This window comes from Carnobacterium funditum DSM 5970 (assembly GCF_000744185.1).
In the GTDB taxonomy this organism is placed as follows: domain Bacteria; phylum Bacillota; class Bacilli; order Lactobacillales; family Carnobacteriaceae; genus Carnobacterium_A; species Carnobacterium_A funditum.
Map to the genome: position 1 here is coordinate 412,853 of NZ_JQLL01000001.1, position 24,154 is coordinate 437,006.

24 protein-coding genes are annotated in these 24,154 nt (G+C 34.5%); 4 read left to right on the forward strand and 20 right to left on the reverse strand.

The features are described 5' to 3' along the window. Positions 1–111: 111 nt before the first annotated feature. Positions 112–225 (reverse strand): hypothetical protein, encoded by a 114-nt coding sequence (locus tag BR44_RS11440; RefSeq protein ID WP_159446078.1) that lies wholly within the window; start codon positions 223–225, stop codon positions 112–114. A gap of 647 nt (positions 226–872) precedes the next feature. After that, positions 873–1,541, reverse strand: a complete 669-nt coding sequence (locus tag BR44_RS01810) for a YrrS family protein (protein ID WP_034550097.1) — start codon at positions 1,539–1,541, stop codon at positions 873–875. A 220-nt stretch (positions 1,542–1,761) separates the two neighbouring features. Here BR44_RS01810 and BR44_RS01815 point away from each other — a divergent pair, with 220 nt between their 5' ends. Beyond that, positions 1,762–2,739 (forward strand): diaminopimelate dehydrogenase, encoded by a 978-nt coding sequence (locus BR44_RS01815; protein WP_034550099.1) that lies wholly within the window; start codon positions 1,762–1,764, stop codon positions 2,737–2,739. Between the two features lie 63 nt (positions 2,740–2,802). Here the strand turns inward: BR44_RS01815 and BR44_RS01820 are convergent, their stop codons facing one another. The 8 genes from BR44_RS01820 to BR44_RS01855 all read right to left on the reverse strand — a co-directional run bounded on the left by BR44_RS01820 (position 2,803) and on the right by BR44_RS01855 (position 9,551). Continuing rightward, positions 2,803–3,393 (reverse strand): ECF transporter S component, encoded by a 591-nt coding sequence (locus tag BR44_RS01820; protein ID WP_034550101.1) that lies wholly within the window; start codon positions 3,391–3,393, stop codon positions 2,803–2,805. A gap of 109 nt (positions 3,394–3,502) precedes the next feature. Beyond that, positions 3,503–4,357, reverse strand: coding sequence for an LD-carboxypeptidase (locus BR44_RS01825; RefSeq protein WP_034550103.1), 855 nt, complete (start codon positions 4,355–4,357; stop codon positions 3,503–3,505). Positions 4,358–4,439: 82 nt separating this feature from the next. Continuing rightward, complete coding sequence (locus BR44_RS01830) at positions 4,440–4,970, reverse strand: type 1 glutamine amidotransferase domain-containing protein (protein WP_034550105.1); 531 nt, start codon at positions 4,968–4,970, stop codon at positions 4,440–4,442. A 152-nt stretch (positions 4,971–5,122) separates the two neighbouring features. After that, positions 5,123–5,566, reverse strand: a complete 444-nt coding sequence (locus BR44_RS01835; RefSeq protein ID WP_034550108.1) for a MarR family winged helix-turn-helix transcriptional regulator — start codon at positions 5,564–5,566, stop codon at positions 5,123–5,125. Between the two features lie 145 nt (positions 5,567–5,711). Beyond that, positions 5,712–6,524: an ABC transporter ATP-binding protein gene (locus BR44_RS01840; protein ID WP_034550110.1), complete on the reverse strand. Its 813-nt coding sequence runs from the start codon at positions 6,522–6,524 to the stop codon at positions 5,712–5,714. Beyond that, positions 6,524–7,411 carry an ABC transporter permease gene (locus BR44_RS01845; protein WP_034550112.1) on the reverse strand — a complete coding sequence of 296 codons (888 nt, stop codon included), beginning with the start codon at positions 7,409–7,411 and terminating at the stop codon, positions 6,524–6,526. Before BR44_RS01845 ends, BR44_RS01840 begins: the two co-directional genes overlap by 1 nt. A 22-nt stretch (positions 7,412–7,433) precedes the next feature. Beyond that, positions 7,434–8,420: a tryptophan ABC transporter substrate-binding protein gene (gene trpX, locus BR44_RS01850; protein WP_034550114.1), complete on the reverse strand. Its 987-nt coding sequence runs from the start codon at positions 8,418–8,420 to the stop codon at positions 7,434–7,436. A 435-nt stretch (positions 8,421–8,855) separates the two neighbouring features. Then, the gene (locus tag BR44_RS01855) at positions 8,856–9,551 is read right to left on the reverse strand and encodes a carbonic anhydrase family protein (protein WP_034550116.1); all 696 of its coding nucleotides are present in this window, start codon (positions 9,549–9,551) and stop codon (positions 8,856–8,858) included. Positions 9,552–9,773: 222 nt separating this feature from the next. Between BR44_RS01855 and BR44_RS01860 the strand changes: the two genes are divergently transcribed. Next, a complete protein-coding gene (locus BR44_RS01860) occupies positions 9,774–11,483 on the forward strand; it encodes an NFACT RNA binding domain-containing protein (RefSeq protein ID WP_034550118.1) in 1,710 nt (569 codons plus the stop codon). Between the two features lie 124 nt (positions 11,484–11,607). Here the strand turns inward: BR44_RS01860 and pyrE are convergent, their stop codons facing one another. The 10 genes from pyrE to lspA all read right to left on the reverse strand — a co-directional run bounded on the left by pyrE (position 11,608) and on the right by lspA (position 22,839). Continuing rightward, a complete protein-coding gene (pyrE, locus tag BR44_RS11785; protein ID WP_034550120.1) occupies positions 11,608–12,237 on the reverse strand; it encodes an orotate phosphoribosyltransferase in 630 nt (209 codons plus the stop codon). After that, positions 12,238–12,954, reverse strand: coding sequence for an orotidine-5'-phosphate decarboxylase (pyrF, locus tag BR44_RS11790; protein ID WP_034550122.1), 717 nt, complete (start codon positions 12,952–12,954; stop codon positions 12,238–12,240). Then, on the reverse strand, positions 12,944–13,873 hold the full coding sequence (locus BR44_RS01875; protein WP_034550124.1) for a dihydroorotate dehydrogenase: 930 nt from the start codon (positions 13,871–13,873) through the stop codon (positions 12,944–12,946). The genes pyrF and BR44_RS01875 overlap by 11 nt, the downstream gene beginning before the upstream one ends. A 108-nt stretch (positions 13,874–13,981) precedes the next feature. After that, complete coding sequence (gene carB / locus BR44_RS01880) at positions 13,982–17,161, reverse strand: carbamoyl-phosphate synthase large subunit (protein ID WP_034550126.1); 3,180 nt, start codon at positions 17,159–17,161, stop codon at positions 13,982–13,984. Next, a complete protein-coding gene (locus tag BR44_RS01885; RefSeq protein ID WP_034550127.1) occupies positions 17,140–18,243 on the reverse strand; it encodes a carbamoyl phosphate synthase small subunit in 1,104 nt (367 codons plus the stop codon). The genes carB and BR44_RS01885 overlap by 22 nt, the downstream gene beginning before the upstream one ends. A gap of 2 nt (positions 18,244–18,245) precedes the next feature. Further along, complete coding sequence (locus tag BR44_RS01890) at positions 18,246–19,541, reverse strand: dihydroorotase (protein ID WP_034550130.1); 1,296 nt, start codon at positions 19,539–19,541, stop codon at positions 18,246–18,248. Between the two features lie 2 nt (positions 19,542–19,543). Further along, the gene (locus BR44_RS01895) at positions 19,544–20,485 is read right to left on the reverse strand and encodes an aspartate carbamoyltransferase catalytic subunit (protein WP_034550132.1); all 942 of its coding nucleotides are present in this window, start codon (positions 20,483–20,485) and stop codon (positions 19,544–19,546) included. A gap of 161 nt (positions 20,486–20,646) precedes the next feature. Then, complete coding sequence (gene pyrR / locus BR44_RS01900) at positions 20,647–21,195, reverse strand: bifunctional pyr operon transcriptional regulator/uracil phosphoribosyltransferase PyrR (RefSeq protein ID WP_034550135.1); 549 nt, start codon at positions 21,193–21,195, stop codon at positions 20,647–20,649. A 242-nt stretch (positions 21,196–21,437) separates the two neighbouring features. Continuing rightward, entirely contained in the window at positions 21,438–22,346 is a 909-nt protein-coding gene (locus BR44_RS01905) for an RluA family pseudouridine synthase (RefSeq protein WP_034550138.1), read from the reverse strand. Positions 22,347–22,371: 25 nt separating this feature from the next. Further along, positions 22,372–22,839: a signal peptidase II gene (lspA, locus tag BR44_RS01910; protein ID WP_034550140.1), complete on the reverse strand. Its 468-nt coding sequence runs from the start codon at positions 22,837–22,839 to the stop codon at positions 22,372–22,374. A 171-nt stretch (positions 22,840–23,010) separates the two neighbouring features. Between lspA and BR44_RS01915 the strand changes: the two genes are divergently transcribed. Then, positions 23,011–23,250, forward strand: a complete 240-nt coding sequence (locus BR44_RS01915; protein WP_034550142.1) for a hypothetical protein — start codon at positions 23,011–23,013, stop codon at positions 23,248–23,250. A gap of 253 nt (positions 23,251–23,503) precedes the next feature. Continuing rightward, the gene (locus BR44_RS01920; RefSeq protein ID WP_034550144.1) at positions 23,504–24,145 is read left to right on the forward strand and encodes a YkyA family protein; all 642 of its coding nucleotides are present in this window, start codon (positions 23,504–23,506) and stop codon (positions 24,143–24,145) included. Positions 24,146–24,154 lie beyond the last annotated feature (9 nt).

Sequence of the window (24,154 nt, forward strand, 5' to 3'; positions counted from 1 at the left end):
AATGTATCGCCATTTTCTGAATATTCAGATTTAAATCCTCTGTCAAACCCGATACATCCTTTGTTCAGAAGTTCCATCCGTAAAGTTAACTGATACAATATACCCTTGTGCTTACTGTTGAAGACGCCTATCTCCACCGGCTCCAGCAGCGTGTATTGTTTCTTGGTAATCCCCCTCTTCTAAGTAAGCAATTCCTTGAGCTTGGTGAGCACAAAATCCTGCCAAAGAATCCACTTGAAGTCGAATTTAACTTGCTATTTATTGCATTCCGTTTCGCTTAACTGGTTTCGAATAGTGCTTAACTGGTTTGAAAAACCTCATTGAGTTTGTACCTGATAAACAACTTCGTGAGCCAAAACAGATGCCTTTATAAAATCACTAGCTGCATTAAATGGTTAGCTTAATTTATTATAAAAACTTAAATCAATAAAAGGTTTGAATCTCCTGGACAATAAAAAGATCCTGTTAAATCTCCTTACTGTTCCATAAGCTGATTGAACTGACCCAGTGAAAAAGTACCAATGTTGATTCTTCACATTGGTAACTATAATCTTGAAAATCATATTAGTAGAATAACAATACTATCTACCCCACCGCTAATTAACGTCTTCCCTTCTACACTACTTCCTCTACGGTCTTATATCTTTGCAACGCATAGATGTCATCGTCCTAAATTAAATTTTTATCTATTAAATTAAAACTATCATATCATTTTTTATATTAAGACAATAAACGATAAGATGCTTTTAATGAATATTTGTAAAATTATTGGGTGATTTAGTCATGAATCACTCAGAAAAGTAAAATTTTTTAAATGACATCAAAAAACCTCAGAAATAGATAACCTGAGGTCGTTCCTTAAAAAACAAATTTTATTGTTGGTCATTTACTTTTAGTTGTTCTACTTTATTAGGCTGCCATCCTTTAGTGTCAATCCAACTTAAAAAGACACGATAAGTTTTTGTTTGCTGAGTGTCAGAAATTGTAGCAACTACTTTTTGATCTCCGTTATTTTCTACACGCCATTCGATCATATCTGCTACAGAAAGACCAGTAGCAGTTGCACTTGCTTGTTTTATCTCTATTCTATCTTGTGAGCCATCATTATAATCCGTTGTATGTGTGCCTTCTTGTTTTGTTTCTACCGGTTCCCAATTCCCAGTAACAGCTGATGTAACATTATCATCTGAAGGATCTGTTTTTTCAGTTTTTATCTTTTCTTTATCTTCTTTATCTTCTTTATCTTTTTCGCTATTTTTCACTTCGTCGCTTTCTTTTTCTACTTTATTAGATGAAGAAATAGACGAAGACTCTTTCTCAACTGACTCTTCTTTCACTGGTAAAGAGGTACTCTCTATATCACTTGAAAAAGTTTCCATAGATTCATTTGAAGCCTTGTCTTCACCACCACCAAGTACCCACACACCAAAGATAAGCAGCATAAGGACCATTGTAACAGAAATAATCAAGATCACGACTCTCGAAATAGTACGGTTTTTCCCGTTTTTATTAGAGCGCGTTGGTTTATTAGCATTTTTCATAAAAGTACCTTCCCTTTCTATATCTACTTATAAGAATAGCATAGTTTTCATTGAAATGGCTATTGGTAATAGGTTACAATTGTATGCCTCTATTATTACACTTTATTTCTTTATTTCATTATCATTTTTTATTAGATAGTAAAAAATAAATACTTTTTCAACTTAGTACGTTATACTAAATATGCAACAAAATTAAGAATTCAATGAATGGAGTGGTAAAATGACAAAAAAAATTCGTATCGGTTTAGTAGGCTATGGGAATATAGGAAAAGGCGTAGAATTAGCGCTGGCTGGATTTCCTGATATGGAAGGGATTGCCGTATTTACCAGACGTAACCCTGAAGAGTTAGATTCTAAATTTAAAGCTGTCAGTTTAGACAATATTCTGGACTACAAAGATCAAATCGATGTATTAATTTTATGTGGAGGATCAGCAACAGATTTACCTGAACAAGGTCCCGCTTTAGCAAAAGATTTTTCAACAATTGATAGTTATGATAACCATAACAATATACCACACTATTTTGAAAATATGGATACGTCAGCTAAAACTGCTAACCAAGTTAGCATCATTTCAGTTGGATGGGATCCTGGCTTATTCTCAATCAACCGTGCTATTTTAGAGTCTATATTACCTAGTGGAGAAACCTATACATTTTGGGGAAAAGGATTGAGTCAAGGACACTCAGATGCTATTCGTCAAATTAGTGGTGTGAAATATGGTGTTCAATATACTATTCCGATTGAAAAATCATTAGAAGAAGTTCGAAGTGGTAATAATCCTGAACTTTCTACTCGTGAAAAACATGAGCGCGTCTGTTATGTTGTAATTGAAGAACAGGCAGATCAAAAATTAATTGAAACAACGATTAAAACAATGCCAGACTATTTTGAACCATATCATACGACTGTTCATTTTATTGATGAAGAAACATTTAAAAAAGATCATAAAAAAATGCCACATGGTGGGTTCGTTATACGAACAGCTATTTCAGGTAATGATAATAAACAAAAAGCGGAATTCCAACTTGAATTAGAAAGTAATGCTGAATTCACCTCTTCTATTTTAGTTGCTTATGCACGTGCTGCTTATAAATTTAAAAAAGATGGGAAAACAGGTGCTTTCAGTGTACTAGACGTTCCACCAGCTTATTTATCAGCTAAAAGTTCTGCACAACTTAGAAAAGAATTACTTTAAAACAGATTAAATAAAAAAATGACACTATTTTCTTTTTTATAGAAAATAGCGTCATTTTTTTATTTAATTTGATTTGAAACGTTTTAAAGGTCTAGCGACAATTGGGGCAATAATTCCTGCAGCGACTGCTTCAGCAATCCCATTAGTTAATACAATCGCTCCCAAAGCCTTAGCTAGACTAGAAACATCGACATTCAAAGCCATTGCGTAATCATCTTTATAAAAAATATAAATGAAAAATAGAACCAATATCGTATTAGTTAAAGAAGCTAAAATAGAAGAGATAATCATCCCAATCGATTCTTTCCCATTTTTCTTTTTGATAAGATGAAAAACATAACCAGCAACAAAACCGACAAGAATACGAGGAACAATAGAAATAATTGGGTTCGTAAACAACAATAAATCTAACGGGGAGGCCGGCGCAATAAATGCCTTAATTAAGCGACTAACTCCCCAAACGCCTCCGATAATCATGCCGTCTTTTGTTCCCAATGTCAATGCTGCAATAATAACAGTGATATGTATAATTGTTGGATTTAATGGTGGGATTGGAATATATCCTAAAAGTGGAACAAAGTTTTGTACTAAAATGATAGCTGATAAAATCCCTAGAATAGATATACGATAAGCCTTTCTATTTCTTTGATACATTTATACCCCTACTTCCTATATAAAAAATTATAAAAACAACTCATTTAATTAGTATAATACAACATTTTAAAAAGAATAGCATTAGAAAAAAGCAGAATTTATTATAATTTTAAGAAAATAGTGTAAGTTGTCCTATAGGGAAAGGCAAAGAATCTGTTGAATGTCCAATTTCTTTTGTTTTAATAACAGAAAAGTTGTATTTCTTTGCAAAATACAAAAGCAGCTCTATTAATTCACTTTCTTGGTTTTCACTTTCGATAGTAGTAAATTGGCCTAATAAAATAGCCTGACACGATTGCATGATTCCGGTTTGTTCTAGTTGGTTTAAATAACAGGATATTTGCTCTATTTTCCCTCCTCTAGCTTCTAATAATAAAGTGAAATTAGAGCATGTAGGCCAATAAGGAGTTCCTGCAAGTTTTAACATACAACGAATATTTCCACCTATCACAATACTATTAACCATTTTAGGTTCTGTTAACCACGTGTAATTTAAGTCTTCCAATGTCAAATTATCCATAAAAAAATGTTGAAAAGTATTTTTTTGTTTTATATCTTTTAATAGATTTGACAATTGATAATTATACCCGATTGAGCCCGTCTGTGTGAAAACAGCGTTTAGTACAACCGTCAAGTCACTATAACCAACAAATGGTTTATTAGCTGCTTCAATAGCCGTGTAATCAAGATGTGTCAAAATACTATTAGCTGAATCACCACCGGATAAATCAAATATCATTTTTATGGAAAAATCATTATAGAAGGTCATTAAAGCTTGAGCTCTTTCCATAGGTGTGCCGCTAAATACAGTTTTGTTTTTTTGAAAGATTGTTGGGGCTAAGATAGGTTGTAAGTGGAAATAATCTTTTAAAAGTTGGACCAGTTTTGTTATTTCAGGTTCCTCTTCTAATCTCTTTCCGTCAGAACAGCAAATTAAGCCAATTTTATCACCTGCTTTTAACATAAAGTAGATTCTCCTTTTTATGTTTTTATAAAAAAATAAAAAGCCGACGATCAAAAATTTGATTGTCGGCTTTTTTGTACGATTAGTCTTTAGTATTTTCAAAAGCAGCAATATAAAGTTTCATATATTCAGGTAAATCAGGCGGTCTACGACTGGATATGATATGCCCATCTGTAATAGCTGGGACATCATGCCAGATTGCTCCTGCGTTGGTCATGTCGTCTTTGATACCCGGCGTACTCGTGACATTAACTCCGTTTAAGATACCCGCAGAAATTAATACCCAACCAGCATGACATATTTGACCAATTGGTTTCTTTTCTTCGTTAAAATAAGTTATGAAATCAATGACTTCAGGATAACGTCTTAATTTATCCGGAGACCATCCACCAGGCACCAAGATACCATCATAATCTTCTTTTTTTATCTCATTAAAACCAAAGGCAGAAATCGCAGGGACTCCATATTTACCAGTGTATTGTTTATTTGCTTCTTCCCCGACTAAATCAACTACAGCTCCAGCTTCACGCAATCGATAAACTGGATACCATAATTCTAAATCTTCAAAATCGTCACTTACTAATGCAATGATTTTCTTATTTGTTAGACCCATTTTTTGTCACTCCAATTCATTTATTATTATCTTAGTGTACCAATTAGTCTAAAGATTTGTAAATAATTTTGCTTGTATCTAATAAAAATTGACTAGACTCACTATAAATTTTTATTGAAATGAGATAGGAAAATAATTAAAATGAAGGGTTACTAGCTTTTTAATTCATTCGCTAAACGAATTCGTCGATTGACGCGACCTAATAGAACCAACAATAACTTTTTTTCATCATTTGGCCAAGCTTTAAATAAATCAGTCACATAAAATTCAATCTCAAATTGCACAGCATTTATCAGTTGATGGGCCTCTTTTGAAATGCTTAAATATTGAAGACGTTTATCTGTTTTTGATTCTTTAAAAACAAGCCCTTTGTGGACTAAAGAATTAATCTGTCTGCTAAGTGTTGATTTATCTAACGAAAAAATTGCTGTCAATTCTTTTAATGTCAAAGGCTGTTCAACAAGTTGACTCATGATATAAAAAGAGGATGGATTAAGTTGATTCTTTTTTAAAATCTTTGTTTCTATTGTAGCATAGAGTTTTTGGAATTCGTTTAATTGATCAACCAGTTCATGAGCAGATATGTCTATTTCCATAAAATAATCCTCTTTTCTTAACTATGTTGTATAACGAAACTAATCTAGTTTCATTATACAACATATCACAATAAAGCTTTTAAATCAACAAGAAACGTCTTTTTATAAAATAGTTTTGATTTTTTTCCACTTACAAATTTTGGAATTAACTTAATAACATCTCGTCACTTAACAGTTGGCTTTTTGTGCTCTTTTGAAATAAATCTAAAACTTCTTCAACAGTTAAATCCTGTTTGTCTTTACCGGAAAGATCAATAATAACTCGGCCTTTATCTAACATAATTAAACGATTTCCATAATTAAGAGCATCTTGCATATTATGGGTGATCATCAAAGCAGTTAAGTCTTCTTCTTCAATTCTTTTGCGAGTTAGTTCTAAAACAACACTTGCTGTTTTTGGATCTAGTGCTGCTGTATGTTCGTCTAATAACAGTAATTCTGGTCTTTTCATTGTAGCCATCAAAAGAGCAATCGCCTGTCTTTGTCCACCTGAAAGTAATCCCATTTCACTATCTAATCTTTTTTCTAAACCTAAGTCTAATTTTATCAATAAACGTTCAAAATATTCTCGTTCTTTTGATGAACTTCCTCTCCTCATAGTCCTTTTTTGACCACGACGGTAAGCAATCGATAGATTTTCACTGACCGTCATTCTTGGCGCGGTTCCCATCAAAGGATCTTGAAAAACTCTTCCTATCATATTCGCACGTTGCTCTTCTTTTAATTTTTTAATTTCTTCATCATTAATTTTGATTGAGCCCTTATCAATTAGAAAAGTTCCGGCAATGCTATTTAATAAAGTAGATTTCCCAGAACCATTCCCACCAATAATTGTGATAAAATCACCTTTTTTTACAGTTAAATTTAATTGGTTTAAAACGTTATTTTGATTAGGAGTACCTGGGTAAAATGATTTTGAGATATCTTTTAAAATTAAAACGTCATTTTGTGTCATCATTAAAACCTCTCTTTAGTAAAAAAATTTAAATTTAGCTTTTGCCTTAAACTTGGTAAAGCTAAAAATATAGCTAGTATGAAAGCTGATATTAATTTTAAATCGTTTGGTTGCAGTCCGATGAGCAAAACAAACATAATGATGAACCGATAAATAATAGCACCTAGTACCACACAAATTAAGCGATTAACAAACGATAAATTACCAAAGATAACTTCACCAATAATAACGGAAGCTAAACCAATAACGATAGTTCCAATACCCATGCTAATATCTGCATAACCATTGTCTTGAGCGATTAAAGCTCCTGCTCCAGCTACAATACCATTTGAAAGCATCAATCCTAATATTTTAGTTTGGTCAGTAGAAATTCCTAGTGAGCGTGCCATTTTCTCATTATCACCAGTAGCAATAATGGCTTGACCTAATTCAGTTCGGAAGAACAGAAAAAGAAATAGTATCATAAATGTCACTAAAACCAGACCTATAAAAATAGTATCAAACTGATTAGGTAAAGATAAGGATTTAAATAAATCAGTTATTTTAGCTTCTCCTAACAGGCTTAAATTTGCTCGATTCATAATTCTTAAATTAATGGAATACAAACCTGTCATTGTTAAAATACCGGCGAGCAAGCCTGGTATTTTAGCTTTAGTAATTAAAAATCCGGTAATAGATCCAGCTAATGCACCAATAAGAAAAGCTATTGCAGTAGCCACTAGCGGATGTATTCCGGCTATAATCAAACGAGCGCATACTGCTGCGCCTAGTGGGAATGATCCTTCAGCCGTCATATCTGGCAAATCTAAAATACGATAAGTTATAAAAATTCCTAAAGCCATTATACCCCACAATAACCCTTGTGCAGTAGCTGTTGTAATTAATTCCATATTTTTCCCTGCCTTCTTTAGTCTATTGACTGTTCATTTTATCTAAAACGTGTTGGGGAATAGTAATTCCTAGTTGTTTAGCTTTTTCTTCATTAATGATTATTTCTCCTTCTTTTAAATACTGTATAGGCATAGTTTGGGGGTTGTTTTCTCCTTTAAGCACAGTAGCAGCCATCTTACCTGTTAATTTTCCTAACTCGTACTGATTTAATCCGACAGTGGCTAACCCACCCTCATTAACCATGGTGTCGACAGCTGGAAATACAGGTATTTTCTTGTTATCTGCTGCGGCTACTAACGTACTCATTGCGCTTGCAATCGTATTATCAGTAGGAACCCAAACTGCATCTACTTGGTTAATCAATGAAGAACTTACTTGCGAAACATCGTTCGTGGAAGAGACTGTTGAAATAATTGTTTCATATCCCATTGATGCGGCTATTTCTACAGCTTGATTCGCTTGAACGATAGAATTATCTTCGCTTGACGAATAAAGAATTCCTATTTTTTTTGCATTTGGAAGAATTTCTTTTATTAACTCAAATTGTTCTTTTATAGGTGTTAGATCACTTACTCCTGTGATATTTCCACCTGGCTTTTTATTGTTTTTTACTAAGCCAGCACCTTCTGGATCCGTCACTGCCCCAAGAATAATAGGGATTTCCTTTGAACTATTTGCTAAAGCTTGAGCAGAGGGTGTAGCAATACCAATCATCAAATCTGCATTATGGCTAACGAAACGTGTGCTCATTGAATTTAAATTACTCTGATCTCCTTGTGCATTTTGAAAATCTAAATCCATCGTCTTACCATCCACAAATCCTTCTTCGTTTAACGCGTCAATAATGCCTTCGTAAATAACGTCTAATGCGGGGTGGCTTGTTAATTGTAAGACTCCCACAACAGGTAACCTTTCCTTATTCACTTCAATTGAGTCACCTTTTTCTTTAAAAAAAGCGATAGTTAATACAATGCTCAACAAGCTGATAAAGCCAATCATTTTTTTCATTCTTCCTGCCTCCAGTCATTTTTCTTTCATTTTTTTGAAATGGTAAGACTTATTTTTTACTGTTCCTTTTTAGATGTTAAAAACTCATAAAAAAATAAACAGCTACACAAGAAGCACTTGTGGTAGCTGTTTACATACAACAACTCCACATAGAATAAATAAAAGTCTACTCTATGCGGAGTTATTTCCCGATTGCTTAAATAAACCAACATAGATACTCATTCAGAATACTTCCTGAAGGTTGTATCTATGAAACTATCTCATAAATCAACCTGTCTATCTTGATTATGCCAACGGCTATTTAGTTCCTTACTAACGATTACAAAATTTATCATGATAGACACTCCTTTATATTGGTTTTAAAAGCTATTTACGTTAGTTTACTAGGAGTTTTAATAAGAGTCAAGTATATATTTAAGAAATAGAAATAAAAATTTAATCCGATAAACAAACAGTTCGGTTTTCAAGTGGTTGAAGTGGCCGATTTGTTTTTCCAACATTTTCTTTAAAGGCTTGCAGTAAACCTTTACGCATGTATGTTTGATTTTTAAAAACAATCCAATTAACTGGACCAATAGTTGGAGGCGTTGTTAAAGAGCCGGTATAATGAAAGTACTGCCTTTTAATGGGCAATAATTTAGCGACATCAACTGGCACCAACAATCCTCTTCCTGAAATTCTTGGATTTAAAGCTAGACTATCTATTCGAGACTTTTCTAAATTTGCTGGTTCTTTATTAGGAATCACAGTAATACCTAATACTAAGAGCTCGTTATCCTTAGATCTATGAACTAGATGCATTTCTAAAGGAAAAGATTCTTGGTTAATGTGATGTTCACTAGGCAAATGAAAATGGATATCGTCTAAAACATATTTTTTATAATCGAAAAAAAGAACATTTAATTTCTCGTTCGGTAATGGTGTCAAATGAACGGTATGATTAAAAAATGACGTTTCAAATTGAGTTAAATGATACCTTAAGTTTAAGGATTTTTGATTTTGATTTTTTTTAGTATATTGCTCACTTAATTGTATAGGTGACTGTAAACTGCCTTCTTCTGCTTTTTTAAAAGCTTCACAAATGTTTTTCCAATTTTCTGGTCTTCGTTCTCCTTCGTAATACCAATCCATCTGTTTCTCCTTTATCATCATAAATTTATAAAAAATAAGTTAAATAGATAATACCTTTTTTGAGCAGACTTTTTCAAGTAATTTATCTTCTAGACGAATAATGTTATAATAAAAAATGAGAAGATAAACTATAATTGGTCATTTAATCAATTATAGTTTAATTTTAATAGCGAAATCAGCTAAGCTTTTTTCACTTAAGTTATAGAAAGAAGGATAAAAAACATGTCATTTGATGGAGTATTCACTCATGCAATGGTTGATGAATTAAAAATAGGTCTTAAAAATGGGCGGGTCTCAAAAGTACAACAACCGTACAAAAATGAAATTGTTCTTGTTATGCGCGCAAACGGAAAAAATCATAAACTACTCTTATCTGCTCATCCCAGTTATGCTCGTATTCAACTGACAGATATTCCATATGAAAACCCTAGTGCACCACCTAATTTCTGTATGGTTATGCGTAAGCATCTAGAAGGAGCTATTTTAGAAGATATACAACAAGTAGGCAATGATCGTATGATTCATTTTACGTTTAAAAGTCGTGATGAATTAGGAGATATTCAAAATGTTATGTTGATTGTTGAATTAATGGGTCGACACAGTAATCTATTTTTAGTAGAACAAGATACCAACCGCATCATTGATACAATCAAGCACGTTCCAGTAAGCCAAAATACTTTCCGAACCATGATGCCTGGTTCAACGTATGTTAACCCACCTTACCAAGACAAGGCCGATCCTTTTGAAACTGGAAAAACAAAAGCGATACAAGACGTTGAAAACGAAGAAGAATTGTCCTTACAACAACTCATTCAAAAAGAGTATCAAGGTATTGGGTCTGAAACAGCTAAGGAGCTAGCTTATCGCAGTGACGGTCAGTTAGAAAAATTCCAAGAAACTATGGACTCATTTGTTGAAACGATACGGATAAGAAAACTTACGCCTACTTTAACCACAATGAATAAAAAAATATTTTTCACACCAATTCCCTACGTTAGTTTAGATGGAGAAACTGAAACTTATCCTACTTTAAGCATTCTGTTAGATCAATACTATCAGGTTAAAGCTGAAAAAGATCGCGTGCAACAACAAGCTTCTGATTTAATCCACATTGTTCAAGTTGAACTGCAACGCAATATTAAAAAAATGAAAAAACTTAAAAAAACGATGCAAGAAACTGAATTAGCTAATGACTATCGCTTACGCGGAGAGATACTGACAGCTTATCTACACGAACTACACAAAGGTCAAAAAGAAGTTACTTTACCCAATTTCTATGATGATGATCAGCCACTAACGATTCATTTAAATCCGAGAAGTACGCCATCTCAAAATGCACAAAAGTTTTTCTCAAAATACCAGAAACTAAAAAATGCTATTATCTTTGTAACGGAACAAATCCAGTTAACAAACGAGGAAATCGATTACTTAGATTCCGTGTCCACGCAATTGGAGCTTGCTACACCGAAAGATGTTGCTGAAATTAAAGAAGAGTTAGTCCAACAAGGTTATTTAAGAAAAAAATACAAAAAGAATAAAAAAAAGCAAAAGAAACAAAAAGCGAGCAGTCCAGATAAATACATTTCTAGCGATGGAGATACGATATTAGTAGGAAAAAACAACTTACAAAATGACTTGTTAACAATGAAAACAGCTAGAAAATCCGATATTTGGCTTCATGCTAAAAATATCCCGGGTTCTCATGTTATCATTCAAAACAACAGTCCTTCTGAACAGACCATTAGCGAAGCTGCTAACATTGCTGCCTATTTTTCTAAGTCTCAACTTTCAGCTTCTGTACCAGTTGATGTCGTAGAAGTTAAAAAGATTAAAAAACCGAATGGTGCGAAACCAGGATTTGTTATTTATGAAGGGCAACAGACTGTTTTTGTAACACCAGATAAAGATTTGGTTAAAGATTTAAAAGAATAAAAGATACCTATCTATTTATTAAAGCACCACTCCTATTCTTTATACTCATATACTTGAAAATATAATCAAAAAAATATACGCTATAGCTATTCTTTATTCGCTATAGTGTATATTTTTTTAGTGCTTAATCATTCCAATGGATAGGATCTTGCTTCCATTTTTTCAAAAGAGTCATTTCTTCTTTTGAAATATCTCCAGTTTCTAATGCCACTTCAATTAAAGTTGTATAATCGGTTAATGTTTTTAAAGGCATCTGATGGTTTTTAAAGTTTTCATTTCCTTTTAGCAATTCATATGTGAAGATAGCTGCTATTCCAAGAACGATAGCATCACTTTGAATAATGGCAGTAGAAGCCTCAAGAACACTTCCTCCTGTTGAAATGAGATCTTCAATGACTACTACTTTTTGTCCAGGTAATATTCGTCCTTCAATTTGATTCCCTTTGCCATGTTCTTTAGCTTTTCCACGTATATAAATCATTGGTAAATCCAAGATATCCGCAACCCATGCAGCATGAGGTATACCAGCTGTAGCTGTCCCAGCAATCACCTCTACGTCAGGATAGTTTTCTTTTATTAATTCAGCCATATTTTGTGCAATTTCTTTCCGAATGATTGGATAACTCATTGTAATACGGTTATCGCAATAAATTGGGCTTTTCATGCCGCTAGCCCAAGTAAAAGGCCTAGCGGGACTTAAACTAACCGCCTCAATATCTAATAAATGTTTTGCAATTATTTGTTTACTATTCATTTAATTTCCGACTCCGTTCCATTGATTTTTGATTGCAAGATATGCAGTTAACGGGTCTGCTGCCAATGTAATCGGACGTCCAACGACAATATGACTTGCTCCATTTTCTTTAGCAAAAATTGGGGTTGCGATTCTTTTTTGATCTCCTTGTTCAGCGCCATTTAATCGTATTCCCGGTGTGACGCATAAAAAATTAGAAGTCGTTTGTTCTTTTATCAAACGAGCTTCTAAAGCTGAACAAACAACCCCATCTAAACCAGAATCCTGGGTTAATTGTGCGGAATGTATCACACTTTGTAATAAAGGGACTTCAATCAACTGTTCAGTGCGCATAGCTTCTTGCGTGGTAGAGGTTAATTGAGTAACGGCTATTAATTTGGGGCGCTCACTTCCGGCTGGAGTTCCGGCAAGGATTCCTTCCATTGCCGCTTTCATCATTTCTTTTCCACCCGCAGCATGTACATTTATCATATCAATATCTAAAGCGGCCAACCCTTGCATAGAACGTTTGACGGTGTTCGGGATATCGTGTAACTTTAAATCTAAAAAGATTTCATGTCCGAGACTTTTTATATACTTCACAATTTCTGGACCATTTTGGTAATACAGTTCCATCCCAACTTTTACAAATAAAGATTCTTCTTTAAATTCACTTAAAAAATGGTTTATTTCTGAGCTTGTAGAAAAATCTAATGCAACAATTGGTTTAGTATTCATTCCGTCTTCCTTCTTTCACTTCTGTTATTAACCCTTCAATACTCTCTATCCCTAATTCTTTCATTCGGATAGGAAGAGCTTCTATTATTTCTTTACATGCTAGTGGGTTTTTGTATTGAGCCGTTCCAATAGCAACAGCACTCGCTCCAGCCATAATCATTTCGAGAACATCATCAGCGGTAGAAACGCCCCCCATCCCAATAATCGGAATAGAAATAGCCCTTGAAACTTGGTAAATCATCCGTATTGCTAGTGGTTTGATTGCTGGTCCAGATAACCCTCCAGTTTTATTTGAGAGGTACGGTTTTCTTGTATCTAAATCAATCGCCATACTTAAAAGTGAGTTAATCATACTGATACCGTCTGCACCACCCTTTTCAGCTGCTTGAGCAATGGCAACAATATCCGTTACATTGGGCGTCAATTTCACATAGACGGGCACAGTGGCTATTTTTTTGACTGCTTCAGTCATCAAGCGAACGGCTTCTGGATTAGAACCAAACGTTAAGCCGCCTTCCGCAACGTTCGGACATGATACATTCAATTCAATAGCTTTTACATAGGGCGACTGGCATAATTTTTTTGTTACTTCGACGAATTCTGCTGTCGTTGTACCAGCTACACTTGCGATAACAGGAGTGTCGAAATCTTTCAATGCAGGCAACTTTTCATTCACAACGACATCTACACCAGGATTCTTCAAGCCAACCGCATTCAAAAGGCCAGTGTCTAAATGATGGTAACAAGGTTTTGGGTTTCCTACTCGAGCTTGGCTAGTTGTTGATTTAATAATGATAGCGCCTAATATACTATAATCAAAGTCATCCCTGTACCGCTCACCGAGTCCAAATGGTCCGCTGGCTGGCATAATAGGATTTTTTAGTTTAAGACCAGGTAACGTAACTCCTAATTGATTCATCTATTTTCCTCCTAATACTTAGGTCATTTTTTACTTTATATCAGAAATATTCATTTAGTTGCTTAGCCATTTAACTCTTCTAATTTTGTGCTGATAAAAAAGCGAATGCTATAATGATTGAGTCATAAATGTCCTAGCTTCTAAAACACTTAAAATAGCTGCGGCAGTATCCAGAGAAGTCAATAAAGGGATCCCATGTTCGATTGTGCTTTTTCGAATAAGCTCTCCATCTTTCACATCTTTTTTTGTACGACCTGTTGTATTGATAACCAGTTGGACTTTTCCTTTAGCAATAACGTCTAAAATGTTCTCTGATCTTGTTTCATCTAATTTAGCAATAGTTTGAACAGGTATCTTTTTATTGGCTAAAAACTTTTCCGTTCCGCTCGTTGCAATAATCTGATAACCAATTTGATGAAACCGTTGTGCTATAGAGTAAGATTCTTCTTTATCTTTATCGGTTAAGGTTAACAAAACTGTGCCATAATCAGCTAAATGCAAAGAACTGGCTTCAAAAGCTTTGTAAAGAGCCTTCTCAAGAGTGCGATCGCTACCCATCACTTCACCTGTTGACTTCATTACTGGGCCTAAAAGCGCGTCCACTTTTTGCAGTTGAGCAAAAGAAAATACTGGCGCTTTAACATGAACTAGCTTGGATTCTATTGTTAATTCAGTTTGATACCCTTGACTTTTTAAAGACTGACCTAAAATAACATTGGTCGCAACTTCAGCTATCGGTATTCCGGTTACTTTGCTTAAAAAAGGAGCTGTGCGACTTGCATGAAAATGAACTTTACTAATGTAAACTTGGTCTTCCAATACAACAAATTGACAATTTATCAATCCAATACAGCTTAAATGTTGGGCCAATTGTTTGGTATATTGAATAATGATTCGTTTTGTTTCTAACTTTAAAGATTGTGGCGGGTAAACAGCCATTGAATCTCCAGAATGAATTCCTGAACGCTCAATATATTCCACAATTCCAGGGATTAAAATAGTTTTCCCATCACTGATAGCATTTACTTCTATTTCTATCCCATTTATATACTGAGAGATCAATAAAGCTGAATAGGGAGAATGATTGAGTGAACGGGTCATATATTTTTTTAAATCTAGTTGATTTTCAATGATTTCTAGCTTTTTCTCGTTGAATTTTGAAACCGGTCTAATTAATACTGGATATCCTATTTGGTTTGCATTAGAAAGAGCATCCTTTTTATTTGTGACTATCGCGCTGATCGATTTAGGGATTCCTGAGTCATTTAGTGCCTCTTCAAAAGATATAGGACTCTGGCTATGAATAATATCAGAAACTGTTGTACCCAATAATGAGACCCCTAATTGATTTAGCGATTCAGCTAACTTAAAGGCTGCCTGTCCACCAAACTGTATCATTACACCAATAGGATTTTCTAAACGAATCACATGCATAACATCTTCTAATGTTAATGGTTCAAAATACAATTTATCAGAAATCAAAAAATCAGTTGAAACCGTTTCAGGATTGTTATTTATAATAATCGCTTCATACCCAGCTTTTTGAATGGCTTTAATAGAATGGAAAACAGCATGATCAAACTCTATACCTTGACCAATACGTGTTGGTCCTGACCCTAAAACTAAAACTGACTCTTTTGAAGTTACAAAACTTTCATTTTCCTCTTCATAAGTACTATAAAAACCAGCTACCTTTGCCTCAAGATCTTGTGAATAAGGCCCTAACTTTTTATAAACAGGAATAACATTATGCTCATAGCGAAATGCTACAATTTTTGATGCAGTTGTTTCCCACAGCAAAGCAACAAACTCATCTGAAAAACCAAAAGATTTAGCGTATGCTAGCTTATCTTGATCAAAGTAATGATTCCTCAACTCTTTCTCAATTTCGATAATATGAGCTAACTTATCTAAGAAAAACAAGTCAATGTTTGTTTCTAGAGCTAGTTTTTCGATAGGGTAATCCCTTCGGATAATTTCAGCTAAATAAAACAAACGGTTATCTTGAGCATGGCTAACTTTTTGGAACACTTCTTCGTCTGTAGCAAAAGCTGTTTCTTCTAAAAAGACATGGGAAACACCAATTTCTAAAGAACGAACGGCTTTTAATAATGATTCTTCTAGGGTTCGCCCGAACGACATAGTCTCTCCAGTGGACTTCATTTGCAAGCCCAGCCCCCTATCCCCTTTTTCAAATTTATCGAACGGCCAATGAGGAATTTTTGAAACGATGTAATCCATTGCCGGTTCAAACTCGGAAATAAATTTAGTTGTACCTGGGTTTTTTATTTCATCTATTGTCAAGCCAACAGCAAGTTTGGTTGCGACTCTTGCGATAGGATAGCCCGTTGCCTTACTGGCTATTGCAGTTGAACGATTGACACATTGATTCACTCCAAGGATAAAATACTCTAAGGTGAGGGGATCTAAAGCAAAACGAATCGTGCAACTTCCTTCAATTTTTAAAGCGCAGATAATGGTTAAGGCAGCATCACGAAGGATTTGATGTTGTTTATCCGTTAACGTTTGGCTAGGAGCGAACACAATGGAGTCTCCTGTATGTATACCGACAGGGTCAAGATGTTCTAAATTGCAACTAACCATGGCTTGGTTTTTTTTATCGCGAATGACCTCGTATTCTACTTCTTTATACCCTGCAACATTCATTTCAATTAAACACTGATTAATTGAAGAACGCATTAAACTTTTGCTAACAGCTGTCTCTAACTCTTCTATATTTCTACAACTTACTTTAACAGATCCTACTTTATTGCTCATAGACATGACTACTAAAGGAAATACCACTTTTTCAGAAAAAAGAACGGCCTCTTGAACAGTTTTGACAATAACACTTTCAAGAATGGGTTCATTTAATTCTTTCATTAGCTTTTTGAATAAATCCGGGTGCTCGGTTTGTTTAATAGCTTGTAGTTTCGTCCCTAATAACTCAATTCCTAATTCATCTAAAAGACCTGAATCAGCTAATTCCATTGTTGCATTTAAAGAAGTTCGTCCACCTAATGTTGGAATAAGGGCATCTGGACGTTCTTTGCGTAATATTTTGGAAATAAACTCCAAAGTAAGAGGTTCAATGTAAACACGATCAGCAATCCCTTTATCCGTCATGATAGACGCAGGATTTGAGTTAATGAGAATAACTTCATACCCTTCCTCTTTAAGGGATAAGCAAGCTTGTGTTCCCGCATAGTCAAACTCTGCTGATTGTCCAATAACAATTGGTCCTGAACCAATAACCACTATTTTAGTTAAGTCTGTTCGTTTGGCCATACACTCTTTTCCCCCTTCCAAAAATCAATCAACTCCATAAATTGATCAAATAAATGTGTTGCATCATGCGGTCCTGGTGCAGCATCTGGATTAAATTGAACACTGAACGAAGGGTAATGACGGTGTCTTATTCCTTCAACAGAACCATCGTTTAATTCGACATGAGTAACCAACAGATTCGTTTGATCAATTGATTCATAATCGACTAGAAATCCATGGTTTTGTGTAGTTAAATAAAGACGATCTGAAGCCATTTCTTTTACTGGATGGTTTAAACCTCGATGTCCTACTTTCATTTTAACGACACTACAACCATTAGCTGATGCCATCAATTGGTGGCCTAACCCCGTTCCAAATACAGGGACTTTACTTTGAATGGCTTTAATCATCGTTAAAACTTGAGGCAAGTCATTAGGATTACCAGGACCATTTGTTAACAATATGCCATCAGGCTCTAAATTTAAAATAGCTTTAGCAGGTGTATCGTAAGGCAGTACCGTTACTTGGCAGTCTCTTTTATTTAATTCTTTTAACAAGCTATGTTTTAAGCCAAAATCAATAACAATAATATTCCGTCCATTCCCTGGACTAACATATGGTCTAGATGTAGACACTTGCGCTACTTGTTGAATAGGTAAAACCGTCGCCTTTAATTGATCGAAGGCATGATTAAAATCGTCTTGAACATCAACGATTGTCCCACGCATGACCCCTTTTCTTTGAAGAAGATGCATTAATTTCCGAGTATCGATTCCAGCAATTCCTGGAATTTTTTTATTTTTCAAAAATTCGTCTAAATTCATATGACTATGCCAATTCGAGGGCACACGTGCAAACTCTTTAACAATAACCGCTTTACAAGTTGGCTCAATAGATTCATAATCATTCCGATTAATCCCTGTATTTCCGATTGAAGGATAATTAAAAACGATCATTTGACCATTGTATGACTGGTCAGTAATTATTTCTTGGTATCCAGTCATCCCTGTTGTAAAAACCACTTCTCCGATAGTATCAATTAAAGAACCAAATCCTTTTCCTTTAAAGACTGTTCCATCTTCCAACAGTAATATTCGATCCATACTTAACGCTCCTTTTTATAAACAACTTTTCCATCAACGATGGTCATTAATGTTGTGCCTTTTACTGTCCAATTAATAAATGGTGTATTTGTAGCTTTAGATAGAAAATCTTTAGCAAAAATGCCCTTTTCTGTATTTAAATCAAATAAGGCAATATCTGCTGGATAGCCAGTTTTTAGTACACCAGTATTTAATCCAAAAACAGTTGCCGGCTTAGTCGTTAACCAGCTAACTAATTGGGATAATGTCACTATACCAGGACCTACTAAAAATGTATAAAGTAAAGAAAAAGCTGTTTCACTTCCTGTAATGCCAAACGGTGAATTTAACATACCCTTATTTTTATCTTCCTTTGTATGTGGAGCATGGTCAGTAGCTATCATATCAATTGTACCATCTAGTAAACCTAAAATCAGAGCTTCACGATCTTTTTTGCTTCTTAAAGGTGGATTCATTTTGTACATACTTGTGTCTGAAGGAATGTCTTCTTCTGATAGCAACAAATGATGTGGAGTAACTTCAGCTGTTACAGATATCCCAGCACGCTTTGCATCTCTTATCACTCGAACACTTTCTTTTGTTGAGACATGACAGACATGATAATGAGCACCTGTAGCTTCACTAATCAATACATCTCTGGCAATATGACTAGCTTCTGTAATACTTAATATGCCAGGTAGACCTAACTCTTTATTACGGACTCCTTCGTGCATCACTCCACCAAATAGTAGCGAATCATCTTCTGTATGAGCAACAATGGTTGTTTTATTCTTTGCCGCTTCTATCATAGCTTTATACATGGTTTTTGCTGTTTGCACACCGACTCCATCATTTGTGAAAGCAAATGCCCCCGCAGCTAATAGAGCTTGTTGATCGGTTAAGTGATGGCTTGTTAGTCCTTTTGTTATGGGAGCATATTGCAAGACATTGATTACAGCATCCACTTTTATTTTTTCTTGAACAGCGCTCATCTTTTCAACTGTATCTGGTTCTGGATTGAGATTAGGCATAGCACATATTGTGGTGAAACCACCTCTAGCTGCTGCCATAGTTCCTGTTTTAATTGTCTCTTTATCAGGAAATCCAGGTTCTCTTAAATGAACATGGACGTCAATTAACCCTGGTGTCATTAGGGCTCCTTGTGCATCAATAATGTCTAGACTGTCTATTTCATCCGGTTGAGCTAGCGTTTGTCCAATTCCGATAGAATGGATACAACCCTTATCAAGTATAATCTCAGTACGGACGAATTGTCCATTTTGACTTATCGTAACAGCGTTTTTAATCCATAATGACATGATTATCCCCCACTATTTTCATTTTTTTTATTTTCCAATACAGCTTCTAAAATAGCCATCCTTGTATAAACACCATTTGTCATCTGAGTTACAATCCGTGATCGTGCGCATTCCATTAGAGAACCTTGTAGTTCTACATCGCGATTAACTGGCGCAGGATGCATAATGATTGCATGATCTAACATGTGGCGTTCTCTTTTTTCGTTCAATCCATACATTTTTAGGTAGGCAGATTTAGAAAAAGCACCATATGTTTCATGTCTTTCATGTTGTACTCTTAAAAGCATGACAACGTCGACACTTGCTATCAAATCATCTAATGGTACGTATTGACCATATTGATCAAATGATTCATCGTACCATTCAAGTGGACCTGAAAAAAAGAGAAGAGCGCCAAGTCGTTGCAACATTTGCATATTTGATCTTGCAACACGCGAATGGGTTAAATCTCCGACAATCGCTATTTTTAATCCTTCAAAATAACCGAATTCTTCATAAATAGTCATCAAGTCTAATAGACATTGGCTAGGGTGTTGACCTGCCCCATCACCGCCATTAATAATGGCACAAGATATTGTAGAGCTTTCAACGAGTTCTTTATAAAAAGCTTCTGAACCATGACGGATAACAGCGACGTCTAAACCAATAGCAGACATAGTTAAAACAGTATCATACAAGCTTTCTCCTTTAGAAACACTGCTAAGGGATGGTTCAAAATCGATTGTTTTCATGCCGAGTTTATTTTCTGCCATTTCGAAGCTTTTGTGTGTTCTTGTGCTATTTTCAAAAAATAAATTAACGGCATATTTATCTTCATAGTATGGTGGGATTGCACCATTTTTAAATTCTTTTGCCCGCCTTATCAATTGAAGTATCTCTGTATTCGTTAGCATTTCAATTGAAACAAAATGATTTAATTGATTTACTTTTACTGTTCCATCCATTTTATCTCCCCCAATCAGATTTTTGCTAAATAAAAAACCCAAAAGTCTAAAGGAGACCGTTGGGTTCTATCATTTTACTTTTACACACAGTAATCCTGCACTAGTAAAATGTGATAGTGACCTTTTGTGTCTCTCTGGACTCAATTAAAGCTTCACGTTAGTTAATTTAATTTTTGAATTAAAACATGATCTTCTCCGTCAATTTCTTGAACGGCAACTTTGATTTGCTCTTCTAATGAAGTTGGAATATTTTTCCCGACAAAATCGGCACGAATCGGTAACTCCCTATGACCTCTATCCACTAAGACCGCTAAAGATATTTTCATCGGTCTGCCAATATCCATTAGTGCATCTAAAGCAGCACGAATCGTTCGTCCAGTAAACAAAACATCATCAATTAAAATAACTTGTTTGCCTTCAATACTTACAGGTATATTGGATCCTTTTATTTCTGGCTCACGGTTATCACTTGTGTGAACGTCGTCGCGGTATAATGAAATATCTAACTCTCCTACTGGAATGGATACTGCTTCTAGTTCTTTCATTCGATTAGCAATCCGTTGTGCAAGATAAATACCTCTGGTTTTAATTCCGACTAGAACCAAATCCTCCAATCCTTTGTTTTGTTCAATTATTTCATAAGTAATTCGCGTTAACGCACGTTTCATTGCGGCTCCATCAACTACTTCTACTTCAGATTTAAACTTCATTTTTCATCTCCTTTAGGAATAGTATCGTGTTTTTATTTTTAGTAATAAATAAAATATTAAAAAAATGCCCTCTTAGCCTATTAGGTAAGAGGGCATCTAGAGAGAGCAACTATTTTTATCTAAAAAATAAAATTAGCGATTCACTCGTACGTGTATGCTCCTTCTTAGTCTCACAGGACTGGAATTAAAGGATTTCTTCAATTTTCTTCTAATCAAAACTCTACATTGTTGAATACAAAAAGTCAACGAGTTTCTCTTAATTCAGTAAGGGTATCTTCAAATAATTTAGGCAGCGGAGCTTCAAAAGTTAAAAAGTCGCTTGTCTTTGGATGCTTAAATCCAAGAACACGGGCATGAAGATACTGTCCTTTTCCGGGAAGTGTTTTTCTCGGTCCATAAATGGGATCTCCTGCTAAAGGATAGCCAATATATTTCATATGAACTCTGATCTGATGAGTTCTTCCCGTCTCTAATTTGAGAGATACCAACGTAAAATCTTTAAACCGTTCTAAAACTTGAAAATGGGTTACAGCTGAACGTCCGTCATCGATGATATCTTGTTTTTTACGGTCATTCTTTGAGCGTCCTACAGGTGCGTCAATGGTCCCTTTATCATGAGGAATGACCCCGTGAACTAGCGCATAGTACTCTCTTAAAGAAGTATGATCTTTTAACTGCGCTGCAAGATTTTCATGAGCTAAGTCATTTTTTGCAACCATCAACAAGCCACTCGTATCTTTATCAATACGATGCACAATTCCAGGTCGAATCGTTCCATTTATTCCGGATAAATCTTTTACATGATACATTAATGCGTTGACTAAAGTTCCTGTTTGGTGTCCAGCCGACGGATGAACAACCATTCCTTGCGGTTTGTTAATAACCAACATATCTTCGTCTTCATAAACGATTTCAATAGGGATATTCTCGGCTTCAACATTAAGCGGAATTAAATCTGGTTCAATAATAGCGATGATATCTCCAGATTGCACTTTATAATTGGGTTTTGCAGCTTTGTTATTAACGGTCACATCGCCTTCTTTAATCCACTGTTGGACATGAGAGCGAGTGAACGTCGGAAGTAATTCAACAATCACTTTATCCAAACGGCCGGTTTCGTTTTCTATTTTAAATTGATAAGTTTGAGACATGTAAAAACTCCTTTTTAATTGTAAACTAATGGTTTAAATCTCTTTTTTTCTCTTGTTCATCTAAAAATACGTACAAAATCATTAGTGCTACGCCAATGGATAACGCCATATCAGCAACATTAAATATTGGGAAATCAATAAACTCCAAACGAATCATATCTACAACGTATCCTAAACGAATGCGATCTATCACATTACCTATGGAACCTGCCAGAATAAACGATAAGGATAAGGATAGCAATCCACTTTGATGGCCATATTTTTGCAAATAATAAATGACCACGACAACAACAACAAATGTAACGCTATAAAAAAACCACATTTGTCCTTCTAAGATACTCCATGCAGCACCTGTATTTTGTAGATACATCCATGATAAAATATTCGGAAAAACTTCTACCACTTCATGTAAGTTTATATTTGCGACGGTCAAGTACTTTGTTAATTGGTCGATTCCTATAATCAAAAGAGCTAGAGCATAATATAAAAACATTTGTAAACCTCACTTTATCACAATATATGAATATGAACTGTCCTTTCATTTTACATGATAACGCCGATTAGTGATAGGTTTTTATTATTTTTATCTATTATAAGTAATATTAGTTGGCGTTTATCTTAAATAGGGTGTACAATTAATGTCAGGCAAAGAAAGGAGATTATTATGAAAAAACCTATTATTGAAAAAGTTTGGCAAATCAAAGGTTTGCTATTTAAAAATGATGATTACCAATTTGCGCTAGATTTAGAAGATAGCGAAAATCGAGTGAAGATGCGTTATATTATTATCGAGTCCCATTCTGTTTCTTATCAAAACGATTTAGAAATTGGGTATAATCAAAAAGATTATTGTGTATTCATCAGTAAAGATGATGCTAAAAAAAGTTTGTATTCCATTGCATAGGTAGACATAGTAATTCGTCCATAAGGGTTACCGTCTTCTTTTTTTTAAATCCCCTCCTTTAATTGGATGAGGATTATTTTTTTGTCATTTTTTCTAAAATATTATAAAAATATGAATAAAAACTAAAGTTATCATTTTGGAAAAAGGCTGTCTTTTGATATAATAATTCACGTTGTTGTTAATGGAGCTATGTCTTTATCGGATTATAGTCCTTCACTGTTTAAAATTTGATGAAAAAAGGAGATATAAACTAATGAAAAAACATGCTACAGCAGCTTATGTTATGACTGCAGCTTTCTTTTTAACTGGTTGTGCAAATGACGGAATTGTGGAGGCTTTAAAGAGTACTGAAACGATTGAACCGATTCAACAAACGATTGTTTCTGAAATAAATGCTGTTACAAAGCAAGAAAAGGGGTTACAAGAAACCTTCGAATTGGCTTTATCTAAGGAGCAAAAAACAAATCCATTTACGGATGAAAACTCGGCTGTATTCAAAAATATCGAAGAACGCAAAAATTCAGTTAAAACAATCAACGAATCAACAACTAAACTAAATACTACTCAAAAAAGTTTAGTTGAAAATGATGGTGACAAACTACCTGAAGATACGATGAATTCTTTAACAGATAGTATGAAAGAATTAAGTACCTCTCTTAATGAATACACTAAACAATACAGCAAAAACCTAGTTGAAGAAGAAAAATACTTTAAGTCACTCGGTACAAAAGAAGCTACTTATCAAACACTAACTGATGGAATGACCACTGTTAATGAATTGGATACATCAAATAAAGAACAATTAAAAAAATTAAATAAACAATTTAACCAATTAAACAAGTACCGTACAGAGGCTGAAAAAACATTAAACTCATTGTCAGACTCAACAAAATAACGATTGGAG